30 protein-coding genes and 1 riboswitch are annotated in these 25,321 nt (G+C 75.9%); of the genes, 3 read left to right on the plus strand and 27 right to left on the minus strand.

Annotated features, from left to right (window positions below; translation table 11 throughout):
* Nucleotides 1-170 precede the first annotated feature (170 nt).
* Nucleotides 171-1,391, plus strand: coding sequence for an alanine racemase (locus tag MJ876_RS18670; RefSeq protein ID WP_240238768.1), 1,221 nt, complete (start codon nt 171-173; stop codon nt 1,389-1,391).
* A 20-nt stretch (nt 1,392-1,411) separates the two neighbouring features.
* Nucleotides 1,412-1,963 carry an AAA family ATPase gene (locus MJ876_RS18675; RefSeq protein WP_240238770.1) on the plus strand — a complete coding sequence of 184 codons (552 nt, stop codon included), beginning with the start codon at nt 1,412-1,414 and terminating at the stop codon, nt 1,961-1,963.
* 7 nt (nt 1,964-1,970) lie between these two features.
* Here MJ876_RS18675 and MJ876_RS18680 read toward each other — a convergent pair whose 3' ends face one another.
* From MJ876_RS18680 to ligD, 13 genes are all read right to left on the minus strand, one after another.
* Entirely contained in the window at nt 1,971-2,411 is a 441-nt protein-coding gene (locus tag MJ876_RS18680) for a PH domain-containing protein (RefSeq protein ID WP_240238772.1), read from the minus strand.
* The gene (gene hisG, locus MJ876_RS18685) at nt 2,395-3,249 is read right to left on the minus strand and encodes an ATP phosphoribosyltransferase (protein WP_240238773.1); all 855 of its coding nucleotides are present in this window, start codon (nt 3,247-3,249) and stop codon (nt 2,395-2,397) included. The genes MJ876_RS18680 and hisG overlap by 17 nt, the downstream gene beginning before the upstream one ends.
* Nucleotides 3,246-3,509, minus strand: coding sequence for a phosphoribosyl-ATP diphosphatase (locus MJ876_RS18690; protein WP_240238774.1), 264 nt, complete (start codon nt 3,507-3,509; stop codon nt 3,246-3,248). Before MJ876_RS18690 ends, hisG begins: the two co-directional genes overlap by 4 nt.
* A gap of 304 nt (nt 3,510-3,813) precedes the next feature.
* Nucleotides 3,814-4,152, minus strand: a complete 339-nt coding sequence (locus tag MJ876_RS18695; protein ID WP_240238775.1) for a transcriptional regulator — start codon at nt 4,150-4,152, stop codon at nt 3,814-3,816.
* Nucleotides 4,149-4,616: a hypothetical protein gene (locus MJ876_RS18700; protein ID WP_240238776.1), complete on the minus strand. Its 468-nt coding sequence runs from the start codon at nt 4,614-4,616 to the stop codon at nt 4,149-4,151. Before MJ876_RS18700 ends, MJ876_RS18695 begins: the two co-directional genes overlap by 4 nt.
* Before the next feature lie 61 nt (nt 4,617-4,677).
* On the minus strand, nt 4,678-5,145 hold the full coding sequence (gene ribH / locus MJ876_RS18705; RefSeq protein WP_240238777.1) for a 6,7-dimethyl-8-ribityllumazine synthase: 468 nt from the start codon (nt 5,143-5,145) through the stop codon (nt 4,678-4,680).
* Nucleotides 5,142-6,413, minus strand: coding sequence for a bifunctional 3,4-dihydroxy-2-butanone-4-phosphate synthase/GTP cyclohydrolase II (locus tag MJ876_RS18710; RefSeq protein ID WP_240238778.1), 1,272 nt, complete (start codon nt 6,411-6,413; stop codon nt 5,142-5,144). Before MJ876_RS18710 ends, ribH begins: the two co-directional genes overlap by 4 nt.
* The gene (gene pnuC, locus MJ876_RS18715; RefSeq protein WP_374202485.1) at nt 6,410-7,102 is read right to left on the minus strand and encodes a nicotinamide riboside transporter PnuC; all 693 of its coding nucleotides are present in this window, start codon (nt 7,100-7,102) and stop codon (nt 6,410-6,412) included. Before pnuC ends, MJ876_RS18710 begins: the two co-directional genes overlap by 4 nt.
* Nucleotides 7,102-7,713, minus strand: coding sequence for a riboflavin synthase (locus MJ876_RS18720; RefSeq protein ID WP_240238781.1), 612 nt, complete (start codon nt 7,711-7,713; stop codon nt 7,102-7,104). The genes pnuC and MJ876_RS18720 overlap by 1 nt, the downstream gene beginning before the upstream one ends.
* 112 nt (nt 7,714-7,825) lie before the next feature.
* A riboswitch (FMN riboswitch) is annotated at nt 7,826-7,955 on the minus strand.
* 108 nt (nt 7,956-8,063) lie between these two features.
* The gene (gene rpe, locus MJ876_RS18725; protein WP_240238783.1) at nt 8,064-8,735 is read right to left on the minus strand and encodes a ribulose-phosphate 3-epimerase; all 672 of its coding nucleotides are present in this window, start codon (nt 8,733-8,735) and stop codon (nt 8,064-8,066) included.
* Between the two features lie 31 nt (nt 8,736-8,766).
* Nucleotides 8,767-9,783, minus strand: coding sequence for a zinc-binding dehydrogenase (locus MJ876_RS18730; RefSeq protein ID WP_240238786.1), 1,017 nt, complete (start codon nt 9,781-9,783; stop codon nt 8,767-8,769).
* 28 nt (nt 9,784-9,811) lie between these two features.
* Entirely contained in the window at nt 9,812-10,246 is a 435-nt protein-coding gene (locus tag MJ876_RS18735; RefSeq protein WP_240238788.1) for a hypothetical protein, read from the minus strand.
* A 13-nt stretch (nt 10,247-10,259) separates the two neighbouring features.
* Entirely contained in the window at nt 10,260-11,225 is a 966-nt protein-coding gene (gene ligD / locus MJ876_RS18740; protein WP_240238790.1) for a non-homologous end-joining DNA ligase, read from the minus strand.
* 32 nt (nt 11,226-11,257) lie between these two features.
* Between ligD and MJ876_RS18745 the strand changes: the two genes are divergently transcribed.
* Nucleotides 11,258-11,995, plus strand: coding sequence for an AAA family ATPase (locus MJ876_RS18745; protein ID WP_240238792.1), 738 nt, complete (start codon nt 11,258-11,260; stop codon nt 11,993-11,995).
* A gap of 37 nt (nt 11,996-12,032) precedes the next feature.
* On the opposite strand, the gene MJ876_RS18750 is transcribed toward MJ876_RS18745, so the two are convergent.
* The 14 genes from MJ876_RS18750 to MJ876_RS18815 all read right to left on the minus strand — a co-directional run bounded on the left by MJ876_RS18750 (nt 12,033) and on the right by MJ876_RS18815 (nt 25,237).
* On the minus strand, nt 12,033-13,328 hold the full coding sequence (locus MJ876_RS18750) for an RsmB/NOP family class I SAM-dependent RNA methyltransferase (RefSeq protein WP_240238794.1): 1,296 nt from the start codon (nt 13,326-13,328) through the stop codon (nt 12,033-12,035).
* Entirely contained in the window at nt 13,325-14,263 is a 939-nt protein-coding gene (fmt, locus tag MJ876_RS18755; RefSeq protein ID WP_240238796.1) for a methionyl-tRNA formyltransferase, read from the minus strand. Before fmt ends, MJ876_RS18750 begins: the two co-directional genes overlap by 4 nt.
* Nucleotides 14,264-14,273: 10 nt before the next feature.
* Nucleotides 14,274-14,819, minus strand: a complete 546-nt coding sequence (gene def, locus MJ876_RS18760; protein ID WP_240238798.1) for a peptide deformylase — start codon at nt 14,817-14,819, stop codon at nt 14,274-14,276.
* A gap of 70 nt (nt 14,820-14,889) precedes the next feature.
* Complete coding sequence (locus MJ876_RS18765; RefSeq protein ID WP_240238800.1) at nt 14,890-17,016, minus strand: primosomal protein N'; 2,127 nt, start codon at nt 17,014-17,016, stop codon at nt 14,890-14,892.
* A 79-nt stretch (nt 17,017-17,095) separates the two neighbouring features.
* The gene (metK, locus tag MJ876_RS18770; protein WP_240238802.1) at nt 17,096-18,286 is read right to left on the minus strand and encodes a methionine adenosyltransferase; all 1,191 of its coding nucleotides are present in this window, start codon (nt 18,284-18,286) and stop codon (nt 17,096-17,098) included.
* A gap of 131 nt (nt 18,287-18,417) precedes the next feature.
* Nucleotides 18,418-19,662 (minus strand): bifunctional phosphopantothenoylcysteine decarboxylase/phosphopantothenate--cysteine ligase CoaBC, encoded by a 1,245-nt coding sequence (gene coaBC / locus MJ876_RS18775; protein ID WP_240238804.1) that lies wholly within the window; start codon nt 19,660-19,662, stop codon nt 18,418-18,420.
* Nucleotides 19,659-19,988, minus strand: coding sequence for a DNA-directed RNA polymerase subunit omega (gene rpoZ / locus MJ876_RS18780; protein WP_308192624.1), 330 nt, complete (start codon nt 19,986-19,988; stop codon nt 19,659-19,661). The genes coaBC and rpoZ overlap by 4 nt, the downstream gene beginning before the upstream one ends.
* A gap of 72 nt (nt 19,989-20,060) precedes the next feature.
* Nucleotides 20,061-20,642, minus strand: a complete 582-nt coding sequence (gene gmk, locus MJ876_RS18785) for a guanylate kinase (protein WP_240238806.1) — start codon at nt 20,640-20,642, stop codon at nt 20,061-20,063.
* On the minus strand, nt 20,639-20,965 hold the full coding sequence (mihF, locus tag MJ876_RS18790) for an integration host factor, actinobacterial type (protein ID WP_240238808.1): 327 nt from the start codon (nt 20,963-20,965) through the stop codon (nt 20,639-20,641). The genes gmk and mihF overlap by 4 nt, the downstream gene beginning before the upstream one ends.
* Before the next feature lie 118 nt (nt 20,966-21,083).
* Entirely contained in the window at nt 21,084-21,512 is a 429-nt protein-coding gene (locus MJ876_RS18795; RefSeq protein ID WP_240238810.1) for a hypothetical protein, read from the minus strand.
* A gap of 17 nt (nt 21,513-21,529) precedes the next feature.
* Entirely contained in the window at nt 21,530-22,381 is an 852-nt protein-coding gene (gene pyrF, locus MJ876_RS18800; protein ID WP_308192625.1) for an orotidine-5'-phosphate decarboxylase, read from the minus strand.
* Entirely contained in the window at nt 22,378-23,265 is an 888-nt protein-coding gene (locus tag MJ876_RS18805; RefSeq protein ID WP_240238812.1) for a hypothetical protein, read from the minus strand. Before MJ876_RS18805 ends, pyrF begins: the two co-directional genes overlap by 4 nt.
* Complete coding sequence (locus MJ876_RS22375; RefSeq protein WP_240238814.1) at nt 23,265-24,185, minus strand: hypothetical protein; 921 nt, start codon at nt 24,183-24,185, stop codon at nt 23,265-23,267. The genes MJ876_RS18805 and MJ876_RS22375 overlap by 1 nt, the downstream gene beginning before the upstream one ends.
* A complete protein-coding gene (locus MJ876_RS18815) occupies nt 24,182-25,237 on the minus strand; it encodes a quinone-dependent dihydroorotate dehydrogenase (RefSeq protein ID WP_240238816.1) in 1,056 nt (351 codons plus the stop codon). The genes MJ876_RS22375 and MJ876_RS18815 overlap by 4 nt, the downstream gene beginning before the upstream one ends.
* Nucleotides 25,238-25,321 lie beyond the last annotated feature (84 nt).

Here is a 25,321-nt window from a genome sequence, read left to right on the forward strand (position 1 = left end):
CCGAGGGGGCCGACGGCCGTCCCGCCGTCGGCGCGGGCCAGGACCGGGCCCCGGCGGGCCGGCGCGGTCGCTCCGCGCGCCAGGCCCCGCCGGCCCAGCAGCCCGCCGACGAGGGCATGGACGACATCGAGGCCATCCTCCGCCGTCGCGGCATCGAGTAGGCGCGGCGGATGAGCGAGGACCGGGACCTCCTCGCGGCACGGCTGGGCCGCGCGCTCGCGGCGTACGGCGAGGCCGGCGCCCGCCGTCCCGTCGTGGTGGTCGACCTCTCCGCGTTCGACGCGAACGCCGCCGACCTCGAGCGCCGGGCGGGCGGGGTGCCGATCCGCGTGGCGTCGAAGTCCGTGCGCGTCCCCGCGCTGCTGTCGCGGGTGCTCGCCCGCGACGGGTTCTCGGGCGTCCTGGCCTACACGTTGGCCGAGGCGCTGTGGCTGCACCGCACTGGCGTCACCGACGACGTCCTCGTCGCCTACCCGAGCGTCGACCTGCCGGCGCTCACTGCGCTCGCCGCCGACCCCGAGGCGGCCGCGGCGATCACGGTGATGGTCGACGACGTGAGGCACCTCGACCTCGTGGACGAGGCGCGCCGCTCGGTCGGGGACCCGGCGGTCGTCCGGGTGGCCCTCGACGTGGACGCGTCCCTCCACGCCGGCCCCGGGCGCCTCGGACCCCGACGCTCGCCGCTGCGCTCCGTCGCCGACGTGGTCCTCCTCGGTCGCGAGGTCCTCACCCGCGACGGCCTCGACCTGGTCGGGGCGATGACCTACGAGGGCCTCGTCGCCGGCCTGGGCGACGCGGTCCCCGGCCAGGCGGTCCGCACCACCGTGCTGCGGCGGCTGCAGGCCGCCAACCTGGCGCAGCTGCGCCGCCGGCGCCGTCGGGTCGCGGTCGGCCTCGCCCGCGCGGGGGCGGCGCTCGAGCTGTGGAACGCCGGGGGCACCGGGTCGGTCGAGGCCGCGGCGTCCGACCCGGTGGTCACCGAGGTCGCGGCCGGCTCCGGCCTGCTGGCGCCCCGCCTGTTCGACCACTACCGGGCGTTCGCGCCCACCCCCGCGGCGTACCTGGGCCTGCCGGTCACCCGGCGTCCCGACGCCACCACCGCCACCGTCCACGGGGGCGGGTACGTCGCCTCCGGGGCCGCCGGGCCCGACCGGCTCCCGACGCCGTGGGCGCCGTCCGGGCTCGAGCTGACGGCCACGGAGGGCGCGGGCGAGGTGCAGACCCCGCTCGTCGGCGCGGGCGCCGCCGACCTCGCCGTGGGCGACACGGTCTGGTTCCGGCACGCCAAGGCCGGTGAGCTGATGGAGCACGTCGGCTCCGTCCTGCTGCTCCGCGGTGCGGACGTCGTCGACGAGGTGGCGACCTACCGCGGGCTGGGGCAGGTCTTCTGAGCACCGGGTGGGCCGAGGCCGTGGCCGGCGAGGTGCTGGCCCTGGCGCGCTCCCGGCCGCCGACGCTGGGGACGGGCCGGCTCGTCTGCCTCGACGGACCGGCCGGCACCGGGAAGACCACCCTGGCCGCCGCGATCGCCGACCGCGCGGGGCCGGACGGCTGCGAGGTCGTCCACGCCGACGACCTGTACGCCGGGTGGTCCGGCCTCGGCGAGGTCGCCGTCCAGCTCGACTCGCTGCTGCCGCCGCTCGCCGAGGGCCGGCCCGGCGCCTACCGCCGCTGGGACTGGCACGCCTCCGCGTGGGCGGGCACCGTCACGGTGGCGCCCTCCCCGCTGCTCCTCGTCGAGGGGGTGGGGTCCTGGGCCGCCGCCCACGCGGCCCGGGTCACCGTCCTGGTGTGGCTGACCGCACCGGTCGCGCTCCGCCGCGACCGGGTGCTCGCGCGCGACGGCGCTACGGTCGCGCCGCACCTCGACGCGTGGTCGGCCGACGAGGACGCCCACCACCGGGCGCAGGGCACCGAGGCCCACGCCGACCTCGTCGTCGACGCGGCGGCGGCTCGGGACTGACGCGCGCCTAGCGCTCGAGGAGGGCGCGGAGCTCGCGGAGCTGCGCGCGGGCGCGGTCGCCGTCCGACGACTGGATCCCGAGCGCCGTGCGCGTCGTGCCGTCCGCGAGGTCGAGCGTCGCCCACGGCGCTCCCGAGGGGAGGCGCACGGCGAGCACCTGCGCCTGGTCGTAGTCGTGGCGGCGGAACCCGTTCACCACGACCAGCCTCTCGGCCGTGACGGTGATGCGCGAGCGCACCAGGCCCCACCAGACCGAGAACAGCAGGAGCCCGAAGAACAGCATCGTGCCGATCTGGAACGGGGTGAAGCGGTCCCGGATGTCGCGGGCCAGCAGGAACCACGCGGCCAGGCAGATCACCAGCAGCATGCCGCCGAGGAGCGTCGCCGCCATCCGGGTGGCGAGCGGCCGGAACGTGCGGGGCAGGCCCCGCTCAGATGCGGCAGGCATGGATGTCCGTGAGGAGGATGCCGCGGGCGCCGACGCCGTACAGCTCGTCCATGAGGCGCTGGGCCCCGGCCCGCGGGACCATCGCGCGGACCGCGACCCAGCCCTCCCGCTGGAGCGGGGAGATGGTCGGGCCCTCGATGCCGGGCGTCAGCGCGGTCGCGGGCTCGAGGTGCTCGCGGGCGATGTCGTAGTCCATCATCACGTAGCTCCGGGCGAGCAGGACGCCGTCCACGCGACGGCGGAAGACGTCGAACCCGTCCGGCATCTCGCCGCCGCGGCGCGTGACCAGCACGGCGCGCGACGTCATCACCGGCTCGCCGAAGATCTCCAGGCCGGCGGCGCGCAGGGTGCTGCCGGTCTCGACCACGTCGGCGACGACATCGGCGACGCCGAGCTGGATGCTGGTCTCGACCGCACCGTCCAGCCGGGTCACGGACGCCTCGATGCCCTCGCGCTCCAGGAACGAGGTCACGATCCCGACGTACGAGGTGGCGATGCGTGCGCCGGCCAGGTCCGACCACTCGCGGTAGGCGCCGGGGCGCGCCGCGAAGTGGAAGCGGGAGCCGCCGAACCCGAGGTCCATGACCTCGTCGGCGTCCGCGCCGGAGTCCAGCAGCAGGTCGCGGCCGGTGATGCCGAGGTCGAGGGTCCCCTCCCCGACGTACAGGGCGATGTCACGGGGGCGCAGGTAGAAGAACTCGACGCCGTTCTCGTGGTCGGTGAGCGCCAGCTCCTTGCTGTCGCGGCGCTGGCGGTAGCCGGACTCGCGCAGGATCGCGGACGACGCCTCCGACAGCGCCCCCTTGTTGGGGACGGCGATGCGCAGCGGCCGGCTCACAGGTGCGCGTACACGTCGTCGGGGCTGATGCCGACGGCGAGCATCAGCACCTGGGCGTGGTAGAGCAGCTGGCTGATCTCCTCGGCGGCGCGCTCGGCGCCCTCGTGCTCGGCCGCCATCCAGGACTCGGCGGCCTCCTCGACCAGCTTCTTGCCGATGGCGTGCACGCCGGCGTCCAGCGCAGCCACGGTGCCCGAGCCGGCGGGGCGCTCGACGGCCTTGGTCGACAGCTCCGACCAGAGCTCCTCGAAGGTCTTCACGAGGGTCCAGCCTAGGCGGGGCGACGCAGGCACGCCGAGTCGGCCCGAACGCACGCCCCACGGACCCCGAGTCGGCCCGAACGCACGCCCCACGGACCCCGAGTCGGCCCGAACGCACGCCTCCACGGACTCGAGTCGCCACGTCCGGACGGCTCGTGGTCTCGTCGGCGCCTCGCCCGGCTGCTCAGACGTGCCGACTCGACGCCGTACAGCTGCGCAGACGTGCCGACTCGACGCCATACAGCTGCGCAGACGTGCCGACTCGACGCCGTACAGCTGCGCAGACGTGCCGACTCGACGCCCCTCAGCTGCGCAGACGTGCCGACTCGGCGATGTCTCCCCCGGCGATCTCGGCGAGGGCCGCGAGGTGGCCCTCGAGCGCTCGGGAGCCCTCCCGGGTGAGTCCGACCCAGGTGAGACGGCGGGCGTCGCCGCGGCCGGGCGAGCCCTCCTTGCGCAGCCGGACGTAGCCCCGGTCGACGAGGACCTTGAGGTTCTTCGAGAGGTGGGCGTCGCTGAGCCCCAGGGTGTCGCGGACGACGCCGAACTCCACCTCGTCGAGCCGTCGCAGCACCCCGCAGATGCGCAGACGGACGGCGGAGTGCACCACCTCGTCGAACGCCGGCTCGACGGGAGCGCTCATCGCCGGCCGGCGGCGAGGTCATGCCGCAGGGCCTCGTCGTAGCGGCGCCCGAGGACGACGACCGCGACCAGCACCAGCCCCGCCGGCACGAGCGCCCACACGGGCGCGAGCACGCCGAGCAGCGCTCCCCCGACGATGCCGAGGACGATCGCGGCCATCACCCACCGGAACATCCGCCGGCTCCGGTCGCCCGCGGGCTGGCTCACCCGGACGCCGTACCGGCGCCGGTACGCCACGGGCAGCAGCGCGAGGACGACGACGCAGAGCGCCACGACGGCCACCGTCGCCGACGGGGGCAGGGCCGGGCTCAGCGCCACGGCGGCCACCACCGCCCCCAGGACGGGGTGGTACCACCACGGCGTCACGACCCGGTCGGCCAGACGGGCGTTGTCGTCGTCCAGCCCGCTGAGCGCCTCGCGAGCCGCCTCGGCGGTGAGTCGCTGGCCGTCCGAATTGGTTGCCATGTCGGCAACACTATGACTTACCGTCTCGGCAAGTCAATGCTCGCCCGGGGACGGTGAGGGGTCAGACCCGCAGGGCTCGGACCGTCGCGAGGGCCGCGCTGGCGGCCTCGTGGCCCTTGTCCTCGCTGCTCCCCGGGAGCCCGGCGCGGTCGAGCGCCTGCTCGTCGGTGTCGCAGGTGAGGACGCCGAAGCCGACGGGGACGGCGTGATCGACCGCCACCCGCGTCAGGCCGTCGGTGGCCGCCGAGCAGACGTAGTCGAAGTGCGGCGTCCCGCCCCGGACGACGACGCCCAGCGCGACGATCGCGTCGAACCCGCGCTGCGCGAGGGCGGCCGCCGCCACCGGCAGCTCGAACGTGCCGGGCACCCGGACGACGGTCGGCTCGCTCACCCGGTGCTCGGCCAGGGCGCGGTGCGCGCCGTCCAGCAGCCCGTCCATGACCTCGGTGTGCCAGCTGGCCGCGACGACGGCGACCCTCAGGTCGCTCGCGTCGTACGCCGTGGTGTCGGGGGCTCCGTGGCCGCTCATCGTGGGGTCTCCTCCAGGTCCTTCTCGAGGTCGTCGAGGTCGTCGAGGTCGGGCAGTCCGGGCAGCACGTGGCCCATCCGGTCGCGCTTGGTCAGCAGGTAGGCGAGGTTGTGGTCGTTCGGGCGCGGCGTGAGCGGCACCCGCTCGGCCACGGGAACGCCGTACTCGGTCAGCGACTCGGTCTTGTCCGGGTTGTTGGTCAGCAGCCGCACGGAGGTGACGCCGAGGTCCTTGAGGATCTGCGTGGCGGTCCCGTAGTGGCGTGCGTCGGCGGGTAGCCCGAGGTCGAGGTTCGCGTCGACGGTGTCGCGGCCGCCGTCCTGCAGCTGGTAGGCCTGCAGCTTCGCCACGAGCCCGATCCCGCGTCCCTCGTGGCCGCGCAGGTAGACCACCACGCCGCGCCCCGCGTCGACGATGCGCTCCATCGCCTCCTCGAGCTGCGGCCCGCAGTCGCAGCGGTCCGAGCCGAAGACGTCGCCGGTGAGGCACTCGGAGTGCACGCGGACGAGCACGGGCTCGTCCCCGGCCGCCTCCAGGTCGCCGTGGACCAGCGCGACGTGCTCGGAGTCGTCGAGGTCGACGCGGTAGCCGTACGCCGTGAAGTCGCCGTACCGGGTCGGCAGGCGGGTGGTCGCCACGCGCTGGGCGTGCCGCTCGGTGCGACGGCGGTACCGGACGAGCTGCTCGATGGAGATCATCGACAGCCCGTGGGTGTCGGCGAACTCGCGCAGCTCCGGCCCGCGCTTCATCGTGCCGTCGTCGTTGACGATCTCCACCAGCACGCCCGCCGGCGTCAGCCCGGCGAGGCGGGCCAGGTCGACGGAGGCCTCGGTGTGGCCGCGGCGCACGAGGACGCCGCCCTCGCGGTAGCGCAGCGGGAAGACGTGCCCGGGTCGCGTCAGCTCCCAGGGCTCGGTCGCGGAGTCGGCGAGGGTCCGCGCGGTGTGGGCGCGGTCGGCGGCCGAGATGCCGGTGGTGACGCCGTCTCGGGCGTCGACGGAGATCGTGTACGCCGTCCGCAGCGGGTCGCGGTTGTGCGGCGTCATCAGCGGGATCTCGAGGCGGTCGAGGGTGCGGGCCTCCAGGGGCACACAGATCACGCCGCTGGAGTGGCGGATCGTGAAGGCCATCAGCTCGGGCGTCGCGCGGGAGGCCGCGAAGACGAGGTCGCCCTCGTTCTCGCGGTCCTCGTCGTCGACGACGACGACGGCCTTGCCGGCCGCCACGTCGGCGATCGCCTGCTCGACGTCGTCCAGGCGCACGCTCACGCGGGGACCTCCTCGGTCGGTCGGGTGGTGTCAGTCGGTCCGGGGAGGCGCCGCGACGCGCGGACCCAGGCCACGAGCCCGGCGACGCAGAACACCCCGTAGAACAGGTACATGAAGGCCGTCGGGTAGTAGCCGGCCTGGACGAGGGTGGTCACCCCGACGACGTCGACGGCGATCCAGACCAGCCAGAACTCGACGTACCCCTTGGCCATCCCCCAGGTCGCCAGCAGCGAGCCGGCGAGGATCCAGGCCTCGGTGACCGGGCCCCAGGACCCGATCAGCAGCAGCAGGACGTACGCCGCGGCGTAGCCGAGGGCCGCGAGCCCGAGCAGCCGCAGCCGCTCGCCGGCGGAGGCCCACCGCGGGGTCAGCGCGCCGCCGTCCGCGGCGTCGGCGCCGTGGGTCCAGCGCCAGAACCCGTAGACCCCGACGGCGACGAACATGAGCTGGCGGCCCGCCTGCCCCCACAGCGGTTCCCCGGCGGTGTGGCCGCCGAGCTCGCCGGTGACGAACACGGTGAAGAGCAGGACGTTGCCGACCAGCCCGACCGGCCAGGCCCACACGGTGCGACGCATGCCGAGCACGGCGCTGGCCAGGCCGAACAGGTTGCCGACGACCTCGCGCACGGCGAGGGCGCCGCCGGCGACGGGGATCACCCCGTGCAGCAGCCACTGGATCGCGGTCTCGATCACGGGGTCACCGCCGTCGCGCGCGCGCCGAGCAGCTTCTCCACGTGCTTGGCGAGGACGTCGACCTCGAGGTTGACGCGGTCACCGGGCTGCCGGTGGCCCAGCGTGGTGCGGGCGAGCGTCTCCGGGATGAGGCTGACGGCGAAGCCGGTGGGGGTCGTCCGCAGCACGGTGAGGCTGACGCCGTCCACCGCCACGGACCCCTGGTCGACGAGGTAGCGGCCCAGCGCGGGGTCGGGCAGGTCCACCGTGACGACGTCCCAGTTCTCACCGGGCTCCCGCGACACCACCGTGCCCACGCCGTCGACGTGGCCCTGCACGAGGTGGCCGCCGAGCCGGGTGGACAGGGTCGCTGCGCGCTCGAGGTTGACCGGTGCGCCGTCGACGACGTCGCCGAGCGAGGTGCGCTCGAGCGTGGCGAGCATGACGTCGGCGGTGAAGGTGCCGTCGCCCTGGTCGGCGACGGTGAGGCAGCAGCCGTTGACGGCGATCGAGTCCCCACCGGCGGCGTCCGCCAGCACGACCTCGGCGGCGACGGTGAGCCGCGCTGACTCCGTCCCGCGCTCGACGGCGCGGACGGTGCCGAGCTCCTCGACGATCCCGGTGAACATCTGACCCTGCCTTCCCTGCTGCCTGCTGGAGGCTCCGGGGCGGGTCGTGCGCGGGGCGGATCGGCACTGGACCTCGTCGCACGGGGCGTCGTCGTCGGGTGCCGGCCACCGCCTGCGCGCTCTTCCCATCCGGACTCTCACCGTCGGTCCAGGAATCCCACCTGGTCAGCCGGTCACTGGATGTGACCGGGTCGCGGACTGTCACCGCCGGCTCGGAATTGCACCGACCCCAGAGCACGCGAGCGTTCGCTCGTCTACGGGCCCAATATGCCAGAGGTGCGCTTTGTTCCCGGTGTCGGATCGCTCACGCCCGCCGACCCCCACCTCGGCGGTTCCTGGCGGGTCCGCCGCTACGCGCCCTCGGTCGCGGCGGCCTCCGCGAGGCGACGGAGCTCCGCCACCATCGCGTCGGGGTCGTCGGCGGAGTAGACGGCGCTGCCGGCGACGAACGTGTCCGCCCCGGCCTCGGCGCAGCGGCCGATGGTGTCGGGCGAGACCCCGCCGTCCACCTGCAGGCGGACCTCGCCGCCGTGCGCGTCGACGAGCGCGCGGGCGCGCCGGATCTTGGGCAGGACGAGGTCGAGGAACGACTGGCCGCCGAAGCCGGGCTCGACGGTCATGAGCAGGAGCATGTCGAGCTCGCCGAGCAGGTCGGCGTACGGGTCCACGGGGGTGGCGGGCCTCAGCGCCATGCTGGCGCGGGCGCCGGCCGACCGGATCTCCCGCGCGAGCCGCACCGGGGCGGCGGCCGCCTCGACGTGGAACGTCACCGAGGCGCACCCCGCCTCGACGTAGGTCACGGCGTGCCGGTCGACGTCCGCGATCATCAGGTGGGCGTCGAGCGGGACGCTGCTCACCGCGGCCAGCGCCTCGACCATGGTGGGTCCGAAGGTCAGGTTCGGGACGAAGTGGTTGTCCATGACGTCGACGTGGACGAGGTCGGCGCCGGGGATGCGGGCCACCTCCTCGCCCAGTCGCGCGAAGTCGGCGTTGAGGATGCTCGGCGTGATCTGGATGCCCACGGCCCGAACCTAGCGGTGCGCCACCGGTGGCTCAGCGGTGCGGCTCGATCACCGTCTTGAGACCGTCGCGGGCCAGGGCACGGTCGAACGCCCCGCCCGCCTCGTCGAGGGCGAAGGTGCGGTCGACGAGGCCGTCGAGGCTCAGACGGCCGGACGCCAGCAGGGCCAACGCGGCCGGGTAGCTGTCGCGCATGCGCCGGACCGTCGTGAGACGCACACCCTTCCGGCGGGCCAGGTCGGCCGGGAACGAGGTGACGTTGCCGTCGGGGATGCCCGCCAGGACGACGTCGCCGTCCGGCGCCACGGCCCTCAGCGCCTCGACGAGCGCGTCCGGCGAGCCGCAGGCGTCGTACACGACACCCACGCCGTCGGGCGCGGTCTCGGCCCAGACGTCCTCCTCGCGGGCCGGGGCGGCGTCCAGGACGGCGTCGACGCCCCCGGGTCCGACCAGCGCGGCCTCCCGCCGGTGGGCCAGCGGGTCCACGCCGACCACGCGACCGGCGCCGGCCGCGCGGGCGACCCGGCAGACGAGCTGGCCGATGGGTCCCAGACCCACGACGGCGACGGTGCCCCCGACCGGCACCCCGACCAGCTGCACGGCGTACGTCGCGACCCCGAGCGGCTCGAGCAGCGCGGCGTCGACGGCGGTGCTGCCCTCGGGCATCGGGGAGAGCAACCGGGTCGGCCAGGCGATCCGCTCGGCCAGACCGCCCGGCGCAGTGCCGTCGCCGGCGAAGCGGATGGCGCGGCACAGGTTGTGCTTGCCCGCCTCGCACAGTGCGCACCGCCGGCAGCTGTCCGCCGGGTCGAGCGCGACGACCAGGCCGGCGTACGGGCCGGTGAGGGCACGGCCACCGATCTCGTGGCCGGGCACGACGGGCTGCGACAGCACGGCGCTGCCGATGCGGCCCTCGTCGTACCAGTGCAGGTCGCTGCCACAGATCCCCAGCGCCTCGACGGCGACGAGCGTCTCGTCCTCGGCGGGCTCCGGGTCGGGCACCTCGGCCGGGCGAAGGTCGTGGGCGCCGTGCAGCAGGGCGGCCCTCATGTCGTGCTCACGGCGTCCTCACGCATCCTCACTCGGGCTCCGGTTCCTCGCGGGTCCGGGTGACCTGCAGGGTCTCCATCTCGCACCCCATCGCCTGCAGCGCCCGGACCAGCGCGCGGGCCATCCGGGGCGCCGACTGCAGCGGGGCCTCCCGCCACAGGGTGGTGCTGTCGGTCGACCACGGCTTCTCCCACCCCTGCGCCAGCAGGGCGTCCACCGTCGCCGGGTCGAGGTCCCACTCGCCGCCCCACGACCGGGCACCGACCACCTCGCCGATCAGCACCGACTGCGCGGCCGTCACCGAGACCCAGCGCCGGGCGGGGACGGGCGGCAGCGGGCCGAGGCCGAAGAACGACCGCTTGCGCGGGCCGGTGTCGTCGCCGACCACGACGCAGTCGTACACGTCCAGCGACAGCATGGCGCTCGTGAGCCGTCGGGCCAGGTCGTCCCAGCTGCCTCTCATCGGCGGAGCCTCCTCATCGGTCCTCGTCCCCCGCGCCGTCGGGCTGCTCGGCGCCGTCGCGCTCGTCGCGGTCCGCCCACTCGAGGAGCGGAGTGACGTCGAAGGCGTGCTCGTCGATGTCCGCGTGGAGGTCGCCGAGCTCGGCGAAGCGCGCCGGGACCGTGGCGATGGTGAAGTCGTCCGGCTCGACGTCGTCCACCTCGTCCCACGTCACGGGCGTCGAGACGGTGCCGCGGGGCGTCCCGCGGACGGAGTACGCCGCCGCGATGGTGTGGTCGCGGCTGTTCTGGTTGTAGTCGACGAACAGGTCGGCGGGGTCGCGGTCCTTGCGCCACCAGGCCGTGGTGACGTCGTCCGCGCGCCGCTCGACCTCGCGGGCGAACGCGAGCGCGGCCCGCCGGACGTCGGCGAAGGGGCGCGGCTCGATGCGCACGTAGACGTGCAGCCCTCGCCCGCCGCTGGTCTTGGGGAACCCCACCGCGCCGAGCTCGTCGAGCACCTCGTGGACGACGGCGGTGGTGCGCTGCACCGTGGCCCAGTCGCAGTCGGGGCCCGGGTCGAGGTCGATGCGCCACTCGTCGGGCTCCTCGACGTGGCCGCGGCGGCTGTTCCACGGGTGGAACTCCACGGTCGACATCTGCACCGCCCAGATGACGCTGCCCAGCTCGGTGACGCAGAGCTCGTCGGCGGTGCGGTTCCAGCGGGGGAAGTGCAGGCGGACGGTCTCGACCCAGTCGGGGGCGCCCTTCGGCAGCCGCTTCTGGTGGACCTTCTCCCCCGACAGCCCCGTCGGGAACCGGTGCAGCATGCACGGCCGCTCCCACAGGGCGTTCACGATCCCGGGACCCACCGCGAGGTAGTAGTCGACGAGGTCCTTCTTGGTGGCGCCGGTCTCGGGGAAGTAGACCCGGTCGGGGTTGCTGACCCGGACCACCCGGTCGTCCACCTCGACCTCGATCGCCGGACTCGTGCTCGCCACCCGCTCAACCTACGGGTCCTAGCCTGCTGCGCGTGGACTTCGACCAGCCTCCGGTGCGCCGCTTCACCCTCGCCGACCCCGGCGCCCTGCCGCGCGGAGCCTGGCCCGCGACGGTGCCCGCCGTCGCGCAGGTGCTGCGCGAGGGCTTCACGCCGGCGAAGGGCGTCACGATGCTGGTGGGTGAGAACGGGTCGGGGAAGTCGACGCTGGTCGAGGGGTTCGCGGAGGCGTTCGGCCTCGCCCCGGAGGGCGGGACGCCGTACGGGCGGCACACGACGCGTCGCTCCGAGTCGCCGCTCGGGCGGGCGCTGCGGGTCGAGCGAGGTCTCGGGTCCGGACGCTACGGGTTCTTCCTGCGCGCCGAGACCATGCACCACTGGTACACGTTCCTCGAGGACAACCCGCCGCCGGACTCGTCGCGCTCGCGCGAGCCGCGCTTCCACGAGATGAGCCACGGCGAGTCGTTCCTCGCCGTCCTGCGCACCCGCTTCGACTCCCCCGGCTTCTACTGCCTCGACGAGCCCGAGGCGGCGTTGTCCTTCTCCTCGACGCTGGGCCTGATCGGCGCCCTCGCCTACCTCGTCGCGGACGGCGGGCAGGCCGTCTGCGCCACCCACTCGCCCGTGCTCGCCGCGATGCCGGGCGTCCGGCTGCTCGAGGTCGGCGAGTGGGGCCTGCGGGAGACCACCTGGGAGGACCTCGAGCTCGTGCGCCACTGGCGCGCCTACCTCGACGCCCCCCAGCGCTACCTCCGGCACGTCGTCGACTGACGCGGTCGGCCGCAGGACGTCGAGGGCGACGCGGACGTCAGGCGCGGCGGAGGAGGGCCGTGAACATCGCGTCGGTGCCGTCGCGGTGCGGCCAGAGCTGGTCGGTGGACTCGACGGCGACGTCCGGGGAGTCGGCGTACGGCGCCACGACGTCGCGGGTCTCGGCGAGCACGGGCGAGCAGGTGGCGTAGAGGACGACGCCGCCCGGGCGGACCAGCCGCAACGCGGAGTCGAGCAGCTGCCGCTGGAGCGGGACGAGGTCGTCGAGGTCCGAGGGACGCCGCCGCCACCGTGACTCCGGGCGCCGCCGCAGCGCGCCCAGCCCCGTGCAGGGGGCGTCGAGCAGGACGCGGTCGAAGGACCCGGCCTCCCAGGGCCCGTCGCGACCGTCGGCGACCGTCACCTCGGGCTCGCCCGGCATGCCCGCGAGCGAGCGGCGGACCAGGTCGGCGCGGTGCGGCGCGACCTCGTTGGCGACGAGGTGGGCGCCGCGTCCGGCGGCGAGGCCCGCCAGGAGCGCGGCCTTGCCGCCCGGTCCGGCGCAGAGGTCGAGCCAGCGGTGGTCCCCGCCGGCCAGCGGCGCGTCGGCCAGGGCGGTCGCGACCAGCTGGGAGCCCTCGTCCTGCACCCCGGCGAGGCCGTCCCGGACGGCGAGAACGGCGCCGGGGTCCCCGGAGGCGAGCACGACGCCGTACGGCGACCGCGGGGTCGCGGTGCCCTCGACCTGCGCGAGCAGGTCGGCGCGGGTGAGTCGGCCGGGACGCGCCACCAGGGTCACGGCGGGCGGCGCGTTGTCGGCGGCCAGCAGGGCGGGCAGCTCGCCGTCGGCGCCGTCGGCGGCCAGGGCCTCGCCGAGGCGCTCGACCACCCACGCCGGGTGGCTGTGACGCAGCGGGAGGTCGTCGCCGGCCGGGTCGAGGCGGTCGAGCCAGGCCGCGAGGTCGTGCTCGGCGACCCGGCGCAGGACGGCGTTCGCGAACCCGCCGGCACCCGCCCCCGCCCGGTCCCGGACCAGGTCGACGGTCGTCGAGATCGCGGCGTGCGCGGGGACCCGCATCGCGAGCAGCTGGTGGGCGCCGAGGCGCAGCGCGTCGAGGACCTTCGCCGGGGTCGAGGCCAGGGGCCGGTCCGTGCAGGCGTCCAGCACGGCGTCGTACGTGCCCCGGCCGCGGAGGGTCCCGGCGGCCAGCTCGGTGGCGAACGCGGCGTCCCGGCCGCTCAGGCCGGCCTCGCGCAGCACGCGCGGCAGCACCAGGTTGGCGTAGGCGTCGTCGACCCGGACCGCCTTCAGGACCTCGTAGGCGGCGAGGCGGGAGGGGTCGGGGCGGCTCACCCGAGACGCTCGCCGTCGGCGAGGCGCGCGCCCCGGGCCCAGTCGGCGGCCGGCATCATCCGCTTGCCGGTGGCCTTGACCTCACCGAGCCGCACCGGGCTGGTGGCGGTGCCGACGTACACGGCGTTCTTGCGGACCACGAGGCTCCCCGGCGCCGGCCGCGCGGCCCGGACGTCGTCGGGCACGTCGAGGGCGACCGGGCCCAGCTTGAGCCGGTCCTCGCCGTGGGTCGTCCACGCCCCCGGCGCAGGAGTGCACGAGCGGATGCGGCGGTCGACGGCGGCGGCGGGCTCGGACCAGTCGACCCGCGCGTCGGCGACCTCGACCTTGGGGGCGTGGGAGACGCCGTCCTCGGGCTGCTCGCGGGCCTCCAGCGACCCGTCCTCGATGCCGTCGAGGGTCGCGACGAGGAGGTCCGCCCCGGCGACGGCGAGGCGTCCCAGGAGGTCGCCGGCCGTGTCGGTCGGACGGACCCGCTCGGTCATGACGCCGAAGGTGGGGCCGGCGTCCATCGCCCGCACGATCCGGAAGGTCGTGGCGCCCGTGAACTCGTCGCCCGCCCGCACGGCGTGCTGCACCGGCGCGGCACCGCGCCAGGCCGGGAGGAGCGAGAAGTGCAGGTTCACCCAGCCGTGCGGCGGGATGTCGAGCGCGGACTGCGGCAGCAGCGCGCCGTACGCCACGACGGGGCAGCAGTCCGGCTCCCAGCCCCGCAGGGCCGCCTGGAAGTCCTCCTCGCGCGGGTGGCTCGGCTTCAGCACGGGCACGCCGAGCTCCTCGGCCGCCTCGGCCACCGGGCTGGCGACGAGCCGTCGCCCCCGACCGGCCGGTGCGTCCGGGCGCGTGACCACGCCCACGAGCTCGTGGCCCGAGGCGGCGACGGCGCGCAGCGACGGGACGGCGACCTCCGGGGTCCCGGCGAAGACGACCCTCACAGGCTCCCCCTCACAGGCCGAGCCCGCCGGTGACGTGCGGCGAGACCTGCACGCGCGGCTGCTCGGCGGCGAACCAGTCCGCGGCGCGGACCTCGGCCATCACCCGACGGCGCTCCTCGGTGTCGAGGCGGTCGATGAACAGCACGCCGTCCAGGTGGTCGGTCTCGTGCTGGATGGCGCGCGCCAGGAGCTCGGAGCCGTGGACGGTCACCGGCTCGCCGTGCATGTCGAAGCCCCGCGCGACGACGCTCATGGCCCGTCGGCACTCCGCGGTCAGCTCGGGCAGGGACAGGCAGCCCTCGAGGCCCTCCTGCTGCTCCTCGCTGAGCTCGAGCACGGGGTTGACCAGGTGACCGACCTCGCCGTGCACCGACCACGTGAAGACCCGCAGGCCGACCCCGATCTGCGGTGCCGCGAGACCGGCGCCGGGGGCGTCGAGCATCGTGTCGGTGAGGTCGGCGACCAGTCGGCGCAGCTCGGCGTCGAAGTCGGTCACCTCGGCGGCGCGGCGACGCAAGACGGGGTCGCCGAACAGACGGACGGGCCGGACGGCCACCGGCACTCCTCTCCCCCGGCTCTCGCCGGGGACTTCTCGGGCGAGCACCCGATTCTAGGGAGGCGGGAGGTCACAGCCCGGGCGGGTCGACCTGCACCCGGACGGCCGCCTGCTTGCGGGCCGACCGGGTGCGCTGCAGGTCGCCCAGGACCGTGGACAGCGTCGTCCCGTCCGCGCGCGGCACCCGCAGGACGAGCCGCTGCAGGTCGGACTCGGTCGGTCCGGTGCCGGCGGCCGGGACCGGCCCGAGCACCGTCACCTGCGGCGGCGGGTCGAGCTGCGCCAGCACCTCGTCGAGGACGTCGGGCGCGGCGGTCAGCGAGGCCATCCGGGTCGCGGGCGGCAGGCCCGCCTCGGTGCGGACGGCGACCTCGCGGTCGGCGAACCCGGCCGGGTCCCACCGCACGAGCGCCTGCAGGGCGGGGTGCGACGGGTCGCCGACGGCGACCACCCTCCCGCCGGGCCGGACGAGGCCCGCGGCCCCGAGCCAGCGCCGCAGGGCCTCCTCGTCGCTGCGGAGGTCGACCCGGCCGAGCGTCAGCCAGGTGTCGAGCAGGACCACGGCGGCGTACCCGTCGCCCTCGACGACCGGTTCCGCCCCCGGCGTCGCCACGACCACCGCGGGCTCGTCGCCCACGGTGGCGAGGACCTGCTCGCCGCTGGAGGACCGCATCCGCGCGCCGGGCAGGGCGCGACCCAGCTCCTCGACCGTGCGGTCCGAGCCCCGCACGGGGGCCCGCAGGCCACGGGAGCCGCAGACCGCGCAGCGGTGGTCGTCGGCCCGCTGCCCGCACCACCGGCAGGTCGGCACCCCTCCGGCTGCGGTGACCGCGAGCGGCCCGGCGCACCGGGCGCAGCGCGCCGGGGTGCGGCAGGTCTCGCACGCCAGGCTGGGCGCGTAGCCCGCCCGCGGCACCTGGACCAGAACCGGCCCCGGGTCGGCGCCGGTCAGGGCGTCGCGCACGAGGTCGCGCGCCGCCGTCGGGAACCGGGCGGCCCGCCCGGCGGGGTCGCGGGCGACCTCGCGGTCGTCGGCGCCCGCCACGTGCACGGAGACCCGCGCCCGGAGCGTCTCCCGGGTCGGTGCGATGGCGTGCGCCCAGCCGGAGTGCACGAGCTGCGCGCCCTCGACCGTCCGGGTGAAGCCGCCCACGAGGACGGCGGTGTCCTGCTGCGTGGCCCGCAGCAGGAGGGTCTCCCGGGCGTGGGGGTACGGCGCACGCGGCTCGGAGAAGAGGTCGTCGCCGTCGTCCCAGATCGCCACGAGGCCGAGGTCGGCCACCGGCGCCAGCGCGGCGGCGCGGGTGCCGACGACGACGCGGACGGCGCCGCGGGAGACGGCGAGGAAGTCGCGGTAGCGACGGGAGGGTCCGGCGTCCGCGCGCAGGGCGACGTGGCGGCCCTCGCCGAGCGCCGCGGTGAGCGCCGCCGAGACCCGGTCGACGTCGCGGCCGTCCGGGACGCAGATCAGCGCACCCTGGCCCGCCGCGTCGGCGACGGCCGCCGCGGTGGCGAGCATCGCCGGCCAGTCGGCGCCCGGCGCCGCCGTCCACACCGCCCGGGGCCGGGGGCCGTCGCTGCCCTCGGCCAGGTGCGCGAGGAAGGCCTCCGCGGGCTCGTGGTCCACCCAGGCCGCGGTGGCGGCGGCGAGCGCGGGCCCCGGCGCGGGCGGCTCCGGGGCGGGCGGGGTGTCCTGCTTCTCCACCGTCGCGTGGCGGGGCGGGACCGCGAGCCTCAGGACGTCGCCGCGCGTCCCCGCGTAGCGCCGCGCGACGGTGGCGGTCAGGGTCGCGACCTCCGGGTGGAGCACCCGCTCGGCGCTCACCACCCGCCGCAGCGGGCGCAGGGTCCCGCCGTGCTCGCTGGCGTCGCGGCGGGCGACGACGAAGCCGTCGACGTCCTGCCCGGCGAAGCGCACCTTGACCCGGACGCCGGGCCGGGCGGTCTCGGCGGCGTCGGCCGGCACCAGGTAGTCGAAGGGCCGGTCGAGGTGTGCCAGGGGCACGTCGACCAGCACCGAGGCGACCGGGTCGACCTCCGCCACGGGCTTCGGGGGCTTCTTCTCCCGTGCCTCCGCCCGCTTCCGCGACGCCCGCGCCGTCGAGCGCACGACCTCGGGCAGGAGGGCCGGCTGGCCGGCGTCCTGCTCGTGGTGGCGGCCCGGGTCGTGGCCCGGGCCGGGGTCGGAGTGCGTCACGTGGCCGATCCTGGCAGCGACCGCCGACAGGTCACGGGTCCCCGTCCACAGGCCCCGGACCGGTGGCCCGGTGCGGTGCTCAGACGCCTGCGGCGGCCTTCAGCGCGTCGGCACGGTCGGTGCGCTCCCAGGTGAACTCGGGCAGCTCGCGGCCGAAGTGGCCGTACGCCGCGGTCGCGGCGTAGATCGGGCGCAGCAGGTCGAGGTCGCGGATGATCGCGGCGGGGCGGAGGTCGAAGACCTCGAGGACCGCCTCCTGGATCTTCTCGTCGTCCACGACGCCGGTGCCGAAGGTCTCGATGAAGACGCCGACCGGCGCGGCCTTGCCGATGGCGTAGGCGACCTGAGCCTCGCAGCGTCGGGCGAGGCCCGCGGCGACGACGTTCTTGGCCACCCAGCGCATCGCGTACGCCGCGGAGCGGTCCACCTTGCTCGGGTCCTTGCCCGAGAAGGCGCCGCCGCCGTGGCGGGCCATGCCGCCGTAGGTGTCGATGATGATCTTGCGACCGGTCAGCCCGGCGTCGCCCATGGGGCCGCCGACGACGAAGCGCCCGGTGGGGTTCACCAGCAGCCGGTAGTCGGCCGAGGGGATGTCGAACGCCTCCAGGACCGGGTCCACGACGTGGGTCTTGACGTCCTTCTCGAGGGTGTCGAGGTCGACGTCCTCGGCGTGCTGGGTCGACAGCACGACGGTGTCGACGCGCACCGGGCGACCCTCGGCGTCGTACTCGATGGTGACCTGCGTCTTCCCGTCCGGGCGCAGGTAGGGCAGCGTGCCGTCCTTGCGGACCTCGGTCAGCCGCTGCGCGAGGCGCTGGGCGAGCGTGATCGGCAGCGGCATCAGCTCGGGGGTGTCGTCGCAGGCGTAGCCGAACATCAGGCCCTGGTCGCCGGCGCCCTGCTTGTCGAGCGCGTCCACGGACCCGGTGCGGGACTCGTGGCCGGTGTCGACGCCCTGGGCGATGTCGGCGGACTGGCCGCCGATCGCGACCTGCACGCCGCAGCTGGCGCCGTCGAAGCCCTTCTCGGAGGAGTCGTAGCCGATCTCCAAGATCTTCTTGCGCACCAGCTCCGCGACCGGGGCGTACGCCGTGGTGCCGACCTCGCCGGCCACGACGACGAGGCCGGTGGTCAGCAGGGTCTCGACGGCCACGCGGCTGCCGGGGTCGTGCTCGAGGAGGTAGTCCAGGACGGTGTCGCTGATCTGGTCGGCGATCTTGTCCGGATGACCCTCGGTCACGGACTCGGACGTGAAGAGGCGTCCTGGCACGGGCTCAGCTCCTGTGAGGTGGGATGGGGCCCCCTGCGGACCCGGTCCGTCAACCCTAACCAGATCGATGGTCGATGCCCGCACCCGGACGAGTCGTGGGCACGGCCGCCCCGGAGGGGGTCAGGGACTCCTCAGGACCCGGCCAGGCGCCGGGTCACGGCGTCCCACACCGCGTGGGCCAGCACGCCCTTGGGACCGGCGGGCACGGGGGTGGGCTCCGAGCCCTCGGCGTCGAGGACGACGGCCTCGGTGTCGGGGCGGCCGAAGACGCGCCCGTCGCCGACGTCGTTCAGCACGAGCAGGTCGCAGCCCTTGCGCCGCAGCTTGTCGGTGGCGAGCGTGAGGACGTCGGTGTCCCCGTCGCCCGTCTCGGCGGCGAAGCCGACGACGACCTGGTCCGGGCCGCCGGGCCGGGTGGCCGACAGCTCCCTGAGCACGTCGGGGGTCTGCACGAGCTCGAGCGCGGGTGCGCCGTCCCCGGTCTTCTTGATCTTGGTCTCGCTGCGCGCGGCGGGAGTGAAGTCCGCGGGGGCGGCGGCCATGACCACCGCGTCCGCGTCGGACGCGGCGGCGAGCACGGCGTCGCGCAGGTCCGCCGTCGAGTCGACCTCGACCACCGTGACGCCAGCCGGTGTCGGCAGGTCGACGTGGGCGCGGACCAGCGTCACGCGGGCGCCGCGGCCGAGCGCCGCGACGGCCAGCGCCTGGCCCTGGCGGCCCGACGAGCGGTTGCCGAGGAACCGGACGGGGTCGAGGGCCTCCCGGGTGCCGCCCGCGGAGACGACGACGTGCCGGCCGGCGAGGTCGGTGCCCCGCTCACCGCGCAGCAGCAGGTCGCGGGCGGCCTCGAGGATCGCGTCGGGGTGCGGCAGCCGCCCGCGGCCGGTGTCGGCGCCGGTCAGCCGGCCGGAGTCCGGGTCCAGCACGTGCACGCCGCGCTCGCGCAGGGTGGCGACGTTCGCCCGCGTGGCGGGGTGCTCCCACATCTCGGTGTGCATCGCCGGCGCCATGAGCACCGGGCACCGGGCGGTCAGCAGGGTGTTGGTGAGCAGGTCGTCGGCGAGGCCGTGGGCGGCCTTGGCGAGGATGTCGGCCGTCGCGGGGGCCACGACGAGCAGCCCCGCCTCGCGGCCGATGCGGACGTGCGGGACCTCGTGGACCGACGCCCACACGTCGGCGGCCACCGGCTTGCCGGACAGGGCGGCCCAGGTGGGGGCGCCGACGAACTCCAGCGCGCTTGCGGTGGGCACGACGGTGACGTCGTGGCCCGACTCCGTCAGGCCGCGGAGCAGCTCGCAGCCCTTGTACGCGGCGATGCCCCCGGCGACGCCGAGGACGACGCGGGGGGCGGGGGCCCGGAGGCCGGGCTCGCTCACTCCTCGAACGCGGGACCGGACTCCGTGGCGGCCTGCAGGGCGGCCTCCTCGGCGGCGAGCTCGGCCGGGTCGGCCTTCTCGCAGGTGAGCAGGTCGTCGTTGATCTCGCGCAGCGCGATGGAGAGCGGCTTCTCCTGCACGTGGGTGTCGACCAGCGGGCCGACGTACTCGAGCAGGCCCTCGCCGAGCTGGGAGTAGTACGCGTTGATCTGACGGGCGCGCTTGGCGCTGTAGAGCACCAGCTGGTACTTGCTGTCGGTCTTCGTCAGCAGGTCGTCGATGGACGGGTTGGTCACGCCCTCGGCGGCGATGTGGGGGGCAGACACAGGAGGACCTCGCTGGAGCTCGGAGTAACCGGGGTGTCGACGGGCGAGCGGTGCTCTACCTCTCAGCGCCTCTCAGCGCTGTCGCCCGGACACGGACGTCAGCAACGTTACCAACTCCGCCGCAGCGGCACGAACTTCGTGGTTGACGATGGTGACGTCGAACTCGGTCTCGGCGGCCAGCTCGGTGCGCGCGGTGAGCAGCCGGCGCTCCCGCTCGGCCTCGGACTCGGTGCCCCGGCCGACGAGCCGGCGCACGAGCTCGTCCCACGACGGGGGCGACAGGAACACGAACAGCGCCTCGGGCATCGTCTCGCGCACCTGCCGCGCGCCCTGCAGGTCGATCTCGAGCAGGGCCGGGCGACCCTCGGCCAGCGCGGCCTCCACGGGGGCGCGGGGGGTGCCGTAGCGGTGGGTGCCGTGCACGACCGCCCACTCGAGCAGGTCGCCGGCGGCGACCATGGCGTCGAACTCGGCGGCGCTGACGAAGCGGTAGTGGACGCCGTCGACCTCCCCGGGCCGCGGTGGCCTCGTGGTCGCGGACACCGACAGCCACACCTCGGGGTGGTCGGCGCGGACGGCGGCCGCGACGGTCCCCTTGCCGACGGCGGTGGGGCCGGCGAGGACGACGAGCCGCGAGGTGGCGGGTGCGCTCACGCGCCGTCGCGCGGGCCGAACTCCTCGCGCAGGGCGGCGAGCTGCTTCGCGCCGAGCCCCCGCACGCGCCGGGACTCCGCGATGCCCAGGCGCTCCATGGTCTGGCGGGCACGCACGCGGCCGAAGCCGGGCACCGACTGCAGGAGGTCCACGACCCTCATCTTGCCGACGACCTCGTTGCGCTGGCCCTCCTCGAGCACCTCGACGAGCGATCCGCCGCCGTGCTTCAGGCGGTTCTTGACCTCGGCCCGTTCGCGGCGGGACGCCGCGGCCTTGTCCAGAGCGGCCTGGCGTTGCTCGGGCGTCAGGGGGGGCAGTGCCACGGAAAGGAGTCCTCGTCGTCGACGGCTGGGCCGGTCGGGTCAATCTGTCAGATGCCCAGGCCCCCCGGCAATCGGGGGCACGGGCGTGCTCCCGCCGGGGCCGGGGCGGCGGGCCGCGTCACAGCCGGAGGGGGGTCCCGCACACGTCGAGGGCCTGCTGCTCGAGGTCGTCCATGGCCTGGACGGTCTCGGGCGCGGCGAGGTCGTCGGCGGCCTGGCGGATGCGGGCCCGCTCCTGGTCGTCGAGGTCGGCGGGCGGGTCCCGCGGGTCGTACGTCGCGGGGTCGACGTCGGCCTCGTCGAGGGTGGTCTCGAGGACGTCGATGCGGTCGAGGACGAGGTCCCAGTCGTCGGTGATGTCCTCGGGTGCGTCGCCGGCGAGCTCGCGGTAGACGTCGCGCGCCTCGAACAGGGCGAGGGCGTCGCCGGACTCGGCGATCTCGCCCAGGCGGTCCTGGTTGTCGGCGACGGCGTCGCAGTAGGTCTCGGTCGCGTCGGCGCAGCCGCCGGCGAGCAGCAGCACGCCGGCGAGGGCCAGGCCGGCCACCGCCGGACCTCGGGGCCTCACGGCTCGGCCAGCGCCGCCGCCTGCGCCTGGGCGGCGCGGCAGGCGTCCGCGAGCGCCTCCGGGTCGGGCCCGGCGGCCAGGACCTCGCGGGAGGTGGTGGGCAGGGCGGCCCGGGCGGCGGCGCCGACGAGGCGGCGTACGTCGGCCACGCCGGCGCCCTGCGCCCCGACGCCGGGCAGCAGCAGGGGTCCCCCGACGTCGAGGACCCCGGCGTCCGCGCCCGCGGGCAGCGTGGCGGTGGCTCCGACGACCGCGCCGAACGAGCCCAGCGCGGCGCCGTCGGCGAGCTCGGGGCGGTTCAGCTCGCGGAGGCCGTCCAGGACGGTGACGGCGACCGCCCGGCCGTCGTCGCCCCGCGCGTGCTGGACGGCGGCGCCCTCGGGGTTCGAGGTGAGCGCGAGGACGAACAGCCCCGCGCCGTGGGTCCGGGCGGCCTCGACGAAGGGGTCGAGCGAGCCGAGGCCCAGGTAGGGGCTCAGGGTGACGGCGTCGCCCGCGAGGTCGCTGGCGGGGTCGAGCAGCCCGTCGGCGTACGCCGCGGAGGTGGAGCCGATGTCGCCGCGCTTGGCGTCGAGCAGCGCGAGCGCCCCGGTGGCGCGGACGTCGGAGAGGGTGCGTGCCAGGACGGCGACCCCGGCGCTGCCGAAGCGCTCGAAGAACGCCGCCTGGGGCTTGAGGACGGGCGAGAGCGGGCCGAGGACGGCGACCGCGTCGCGCGCGAAGCGCTCGAGGCCCGTGACGTCGTCGGGGAGGCCCCACGCGGCCAGCAGGCCGGGGTGGGGGTCGATGCCCACGCACATCCGGCCCCGCTCGCCCAGCGCGGTGTGCAGCCGTGCGCCGAACCTCACGCCGGCACCCCCGCCCCGTCCGCCGCCCCGTCGCCGCCCGCGGGCTCGGCGGCCAGCTCGGCGCTGATGCGGTGGGCCGTCGTCGGGTCCGCCAGGAGCGCGGAGCCGACCTGGACGGCGACGGCACCCGCGGCGAGCATCGCGCGGGCGTCGTCCGCGGTCGCGACGCCGCCGCACCCCATCACCGGCAGGGTCGGCAGCCCGGCGTGGACCTCGGCGACGCAGCGCCGGGCGACGGGGAACAGGGACGGGCCGCTGAGCCCGGCGTGGCGGCCGTCGGGCATCAGGGCAGGCAGGGAGTGGCCGACCACGAGGCCGTCGACGCCCGCCTCGACGAGGGCGAGGGCCTGGTCGAGGACGCGCAGCGGGTCGGGGCGGACCTTCGCCAGCACCGGGACGTCGCGCGGCAGCTCGCGCCGGCACGTCGCGACGATGCGGGTCGCGACGAGGCCCGAGGCCATCGGCTCACGGGTCTCGACGAGGCCCCAGTCGAGGGGGTCCGGCTCGGACAGGTCGACCTCGACCGCCGCGACGCCGGGCGACTGCCCGACGCGGCGGGCGAGCTCGGCGTGCTCGGCGACCGTCTCCCCCGCGATCGAGACCACGACCCTGGCGCCGGCCCGGACGAGCCAGGGCAGCTCGGTGGCCAGGAACCGGTCGAGGCCGGGATTCTGCAGGCCGACGGCGTGGAGCAGCCCGGAGGGCGACTCGACGACCCTCGGCAGCGGTCCCCCGGGGCGGGGGCGCAGCGTGATGGTGCGGGTGACGAAGCCGCCGAGGGCCGACAGGTCGCCGTACGCGGCGAGCTCGCGGCCCGTCCCGGCGCAGCCGGCGGCGGTGAGGACCGGTCCCGGCAGGTCGACGGTGGCGACGTGGCGGCCCATCAGACGGCGCCTCCCCCGGCGGTCTCGGCGGTCTCGGTGGGCACACGGCCGAGCGAGTCCCACCGGACCCGGTCGCCGCGGAGCACGGGTCCCTCGGTGCAGCCGCGGACCATCCGCACCACGCGGTCCTCGCCGAGGACGGGGACGGCGCAGCCCTGGCACAGTCCGGTGAGGCACGGACCGGGCTGCTCGAGCGCGGTCTGGCTCCACGCGCCGGCGTCCTCGGCGGCCCCGGCGACCCGTGCGAGGGTCGCGGCGGGGGCGGCGGCGTACACGACGTCGGCCTCGGCGCGGGCGAGCACCTCGGGCAGCGCGGCGCCGACGAGGTCGGCGAGCGACGACCCGGCCCCGGCGCGACCGACGGAGCCGTCGCCGGTGACGACCGTGACGGACCGGGCGGTGCGGCGGGCCTCGAGGGCCGCGAGGAGGCGCGACTCGTCGGCGGCGGCGAGGAGGATGACGACGGTGCAGCCGCGCTCCTTCAGCCGTGACGCCAGCGGGAACAGGCAGGCGGCGGAGTAGCCCTCGCCGACCAGGACGCACGAGACCGGGTCGCGAGGCAGGGAGAACGGGCGTCCGAGGGGGCCGGTGACCTCGAGCCGGGTGCCGGCGGGCTGGGCCGCGAGCCACCGGCTGCCGGGGCCGACGGGGTCGACGACGACCTCGACGGCGCTGCCGAAGCCGCCGACGGTGCGGACGCCCCGGATCCAGAAGGCGCGCCGTCCGAGGCGGCCCTCACCGGCGGGCAGCGCGACGAAGGTGCCGGGGCGGGCGCGCTCGGCGACGTCGGGGACGGCGAGGGTGAGGTGCTGGTAGGCACCGACCTTCTTCGTGGTGAGGATCTCGCCGGTGACGTGACGCGGACCGGTGGGGGTGTCGGGGGCGCCGCCCGCGGTGGTCGACCCGGTGGCGGTGCTCACGGGACCAGCCCCGCGACGGTACGGCGGACGAACGCCGGGCCCTCGTAGACGAACCCGGTGTAGGACTGCAGCAGCGTGGCACCGTCGCGCAGCCGCTCGGAGGCCTCGGCGGCGTCGGCGATGCCGCCGACCGACACCAGCGTGAGGCGGTCGCCGGCACGGCGGTGAAGGAGGCGCAGCACCTCCCGGGAGCGGGCGGCGACGGGTGCGCCGGACAGGCCGCCGGCCCCGGCGGCGGCGACGTCCGCGGGCGGGCTGAGCAGCCCGTCGCGCGCGATCGTGGTGTTGGTGGCGACGATCCCGGCCAGCCCCTGGGCGACGGCGAGGTCGGCGACGGCCTCGACGTCCTCGTCGGCGAGGTCGGGCGCGATCTTCACCAGCAGCGGCAGCGGGCTGGTCCGGTGCGGGGTCGCGGTGTCCGCGCGACGTCGTACGGCGGCCAGGATGGGCTCGAGCCGCTCGACGTTCTGCAGGTCGCGCAGGCCCGGGGTGTTCGGGGAGCTGACGTTGACGACGAGGTAGTCGGCGTACGGCGCCAGCAGGCCGGCGCTCAGCTCGTGGTCGGCGACGGCCTCGTCGTCGGCGACGACCTTGGTCTTGCCGATGTTGACGCCGAGGACGACGTCGGGGGTGCGTCCGGCGTGGGCGAGACGGGCGGCGCGCAGCGCGAGCCGGGAGGCGACCGCTTCGGCACCCTCGTTGTTGAAGCCCATCCGGTTCACGACGGCGCGGTCGGCGGGGAGGCGGAACAGCCGCGGTCGCGGGTTGCCCGGCTGCGGGCGTCCCGTGACGGTGCCGACCTCGACGTGGGAGAACCCCAGGCCGGCCAGCGCGTCGACGCCGACGGCGTTCTTGTCGAAGCCGGCGGCGAGGCCCAGGGGGTGCGAGAAGCGCAGCCCCATGGCGGTGACGGGGCGGGCGCCGGAGGGGGCGACGGGCGCCCGCTGGAGCACCGGACGGGCGGCGCGGACGGCGGCGAACCCGACCCGGTGCGCGCGCTCGGCGTCGATGCGGGTGGCGACGACGTCGAAGAGGCGGCGGTACGTGCTCACGCCTCCGGCCCTCCTCGCGATGCTGACCCCCGAGAGCCCCGCCGCTCGGCGGGCTGCGGTGAGGCTAACAGGGCGGGGAGGCGA

Origin of the sequence: Nocardioides sp. CFH 31398, from assembly GCF_022436705.1 — a bacterium.
Lineage (GTDB): Bacteria > Actinomycetota > Actinomycetes > Propionibacteriales > Nocardioidaceae > Nocardioides.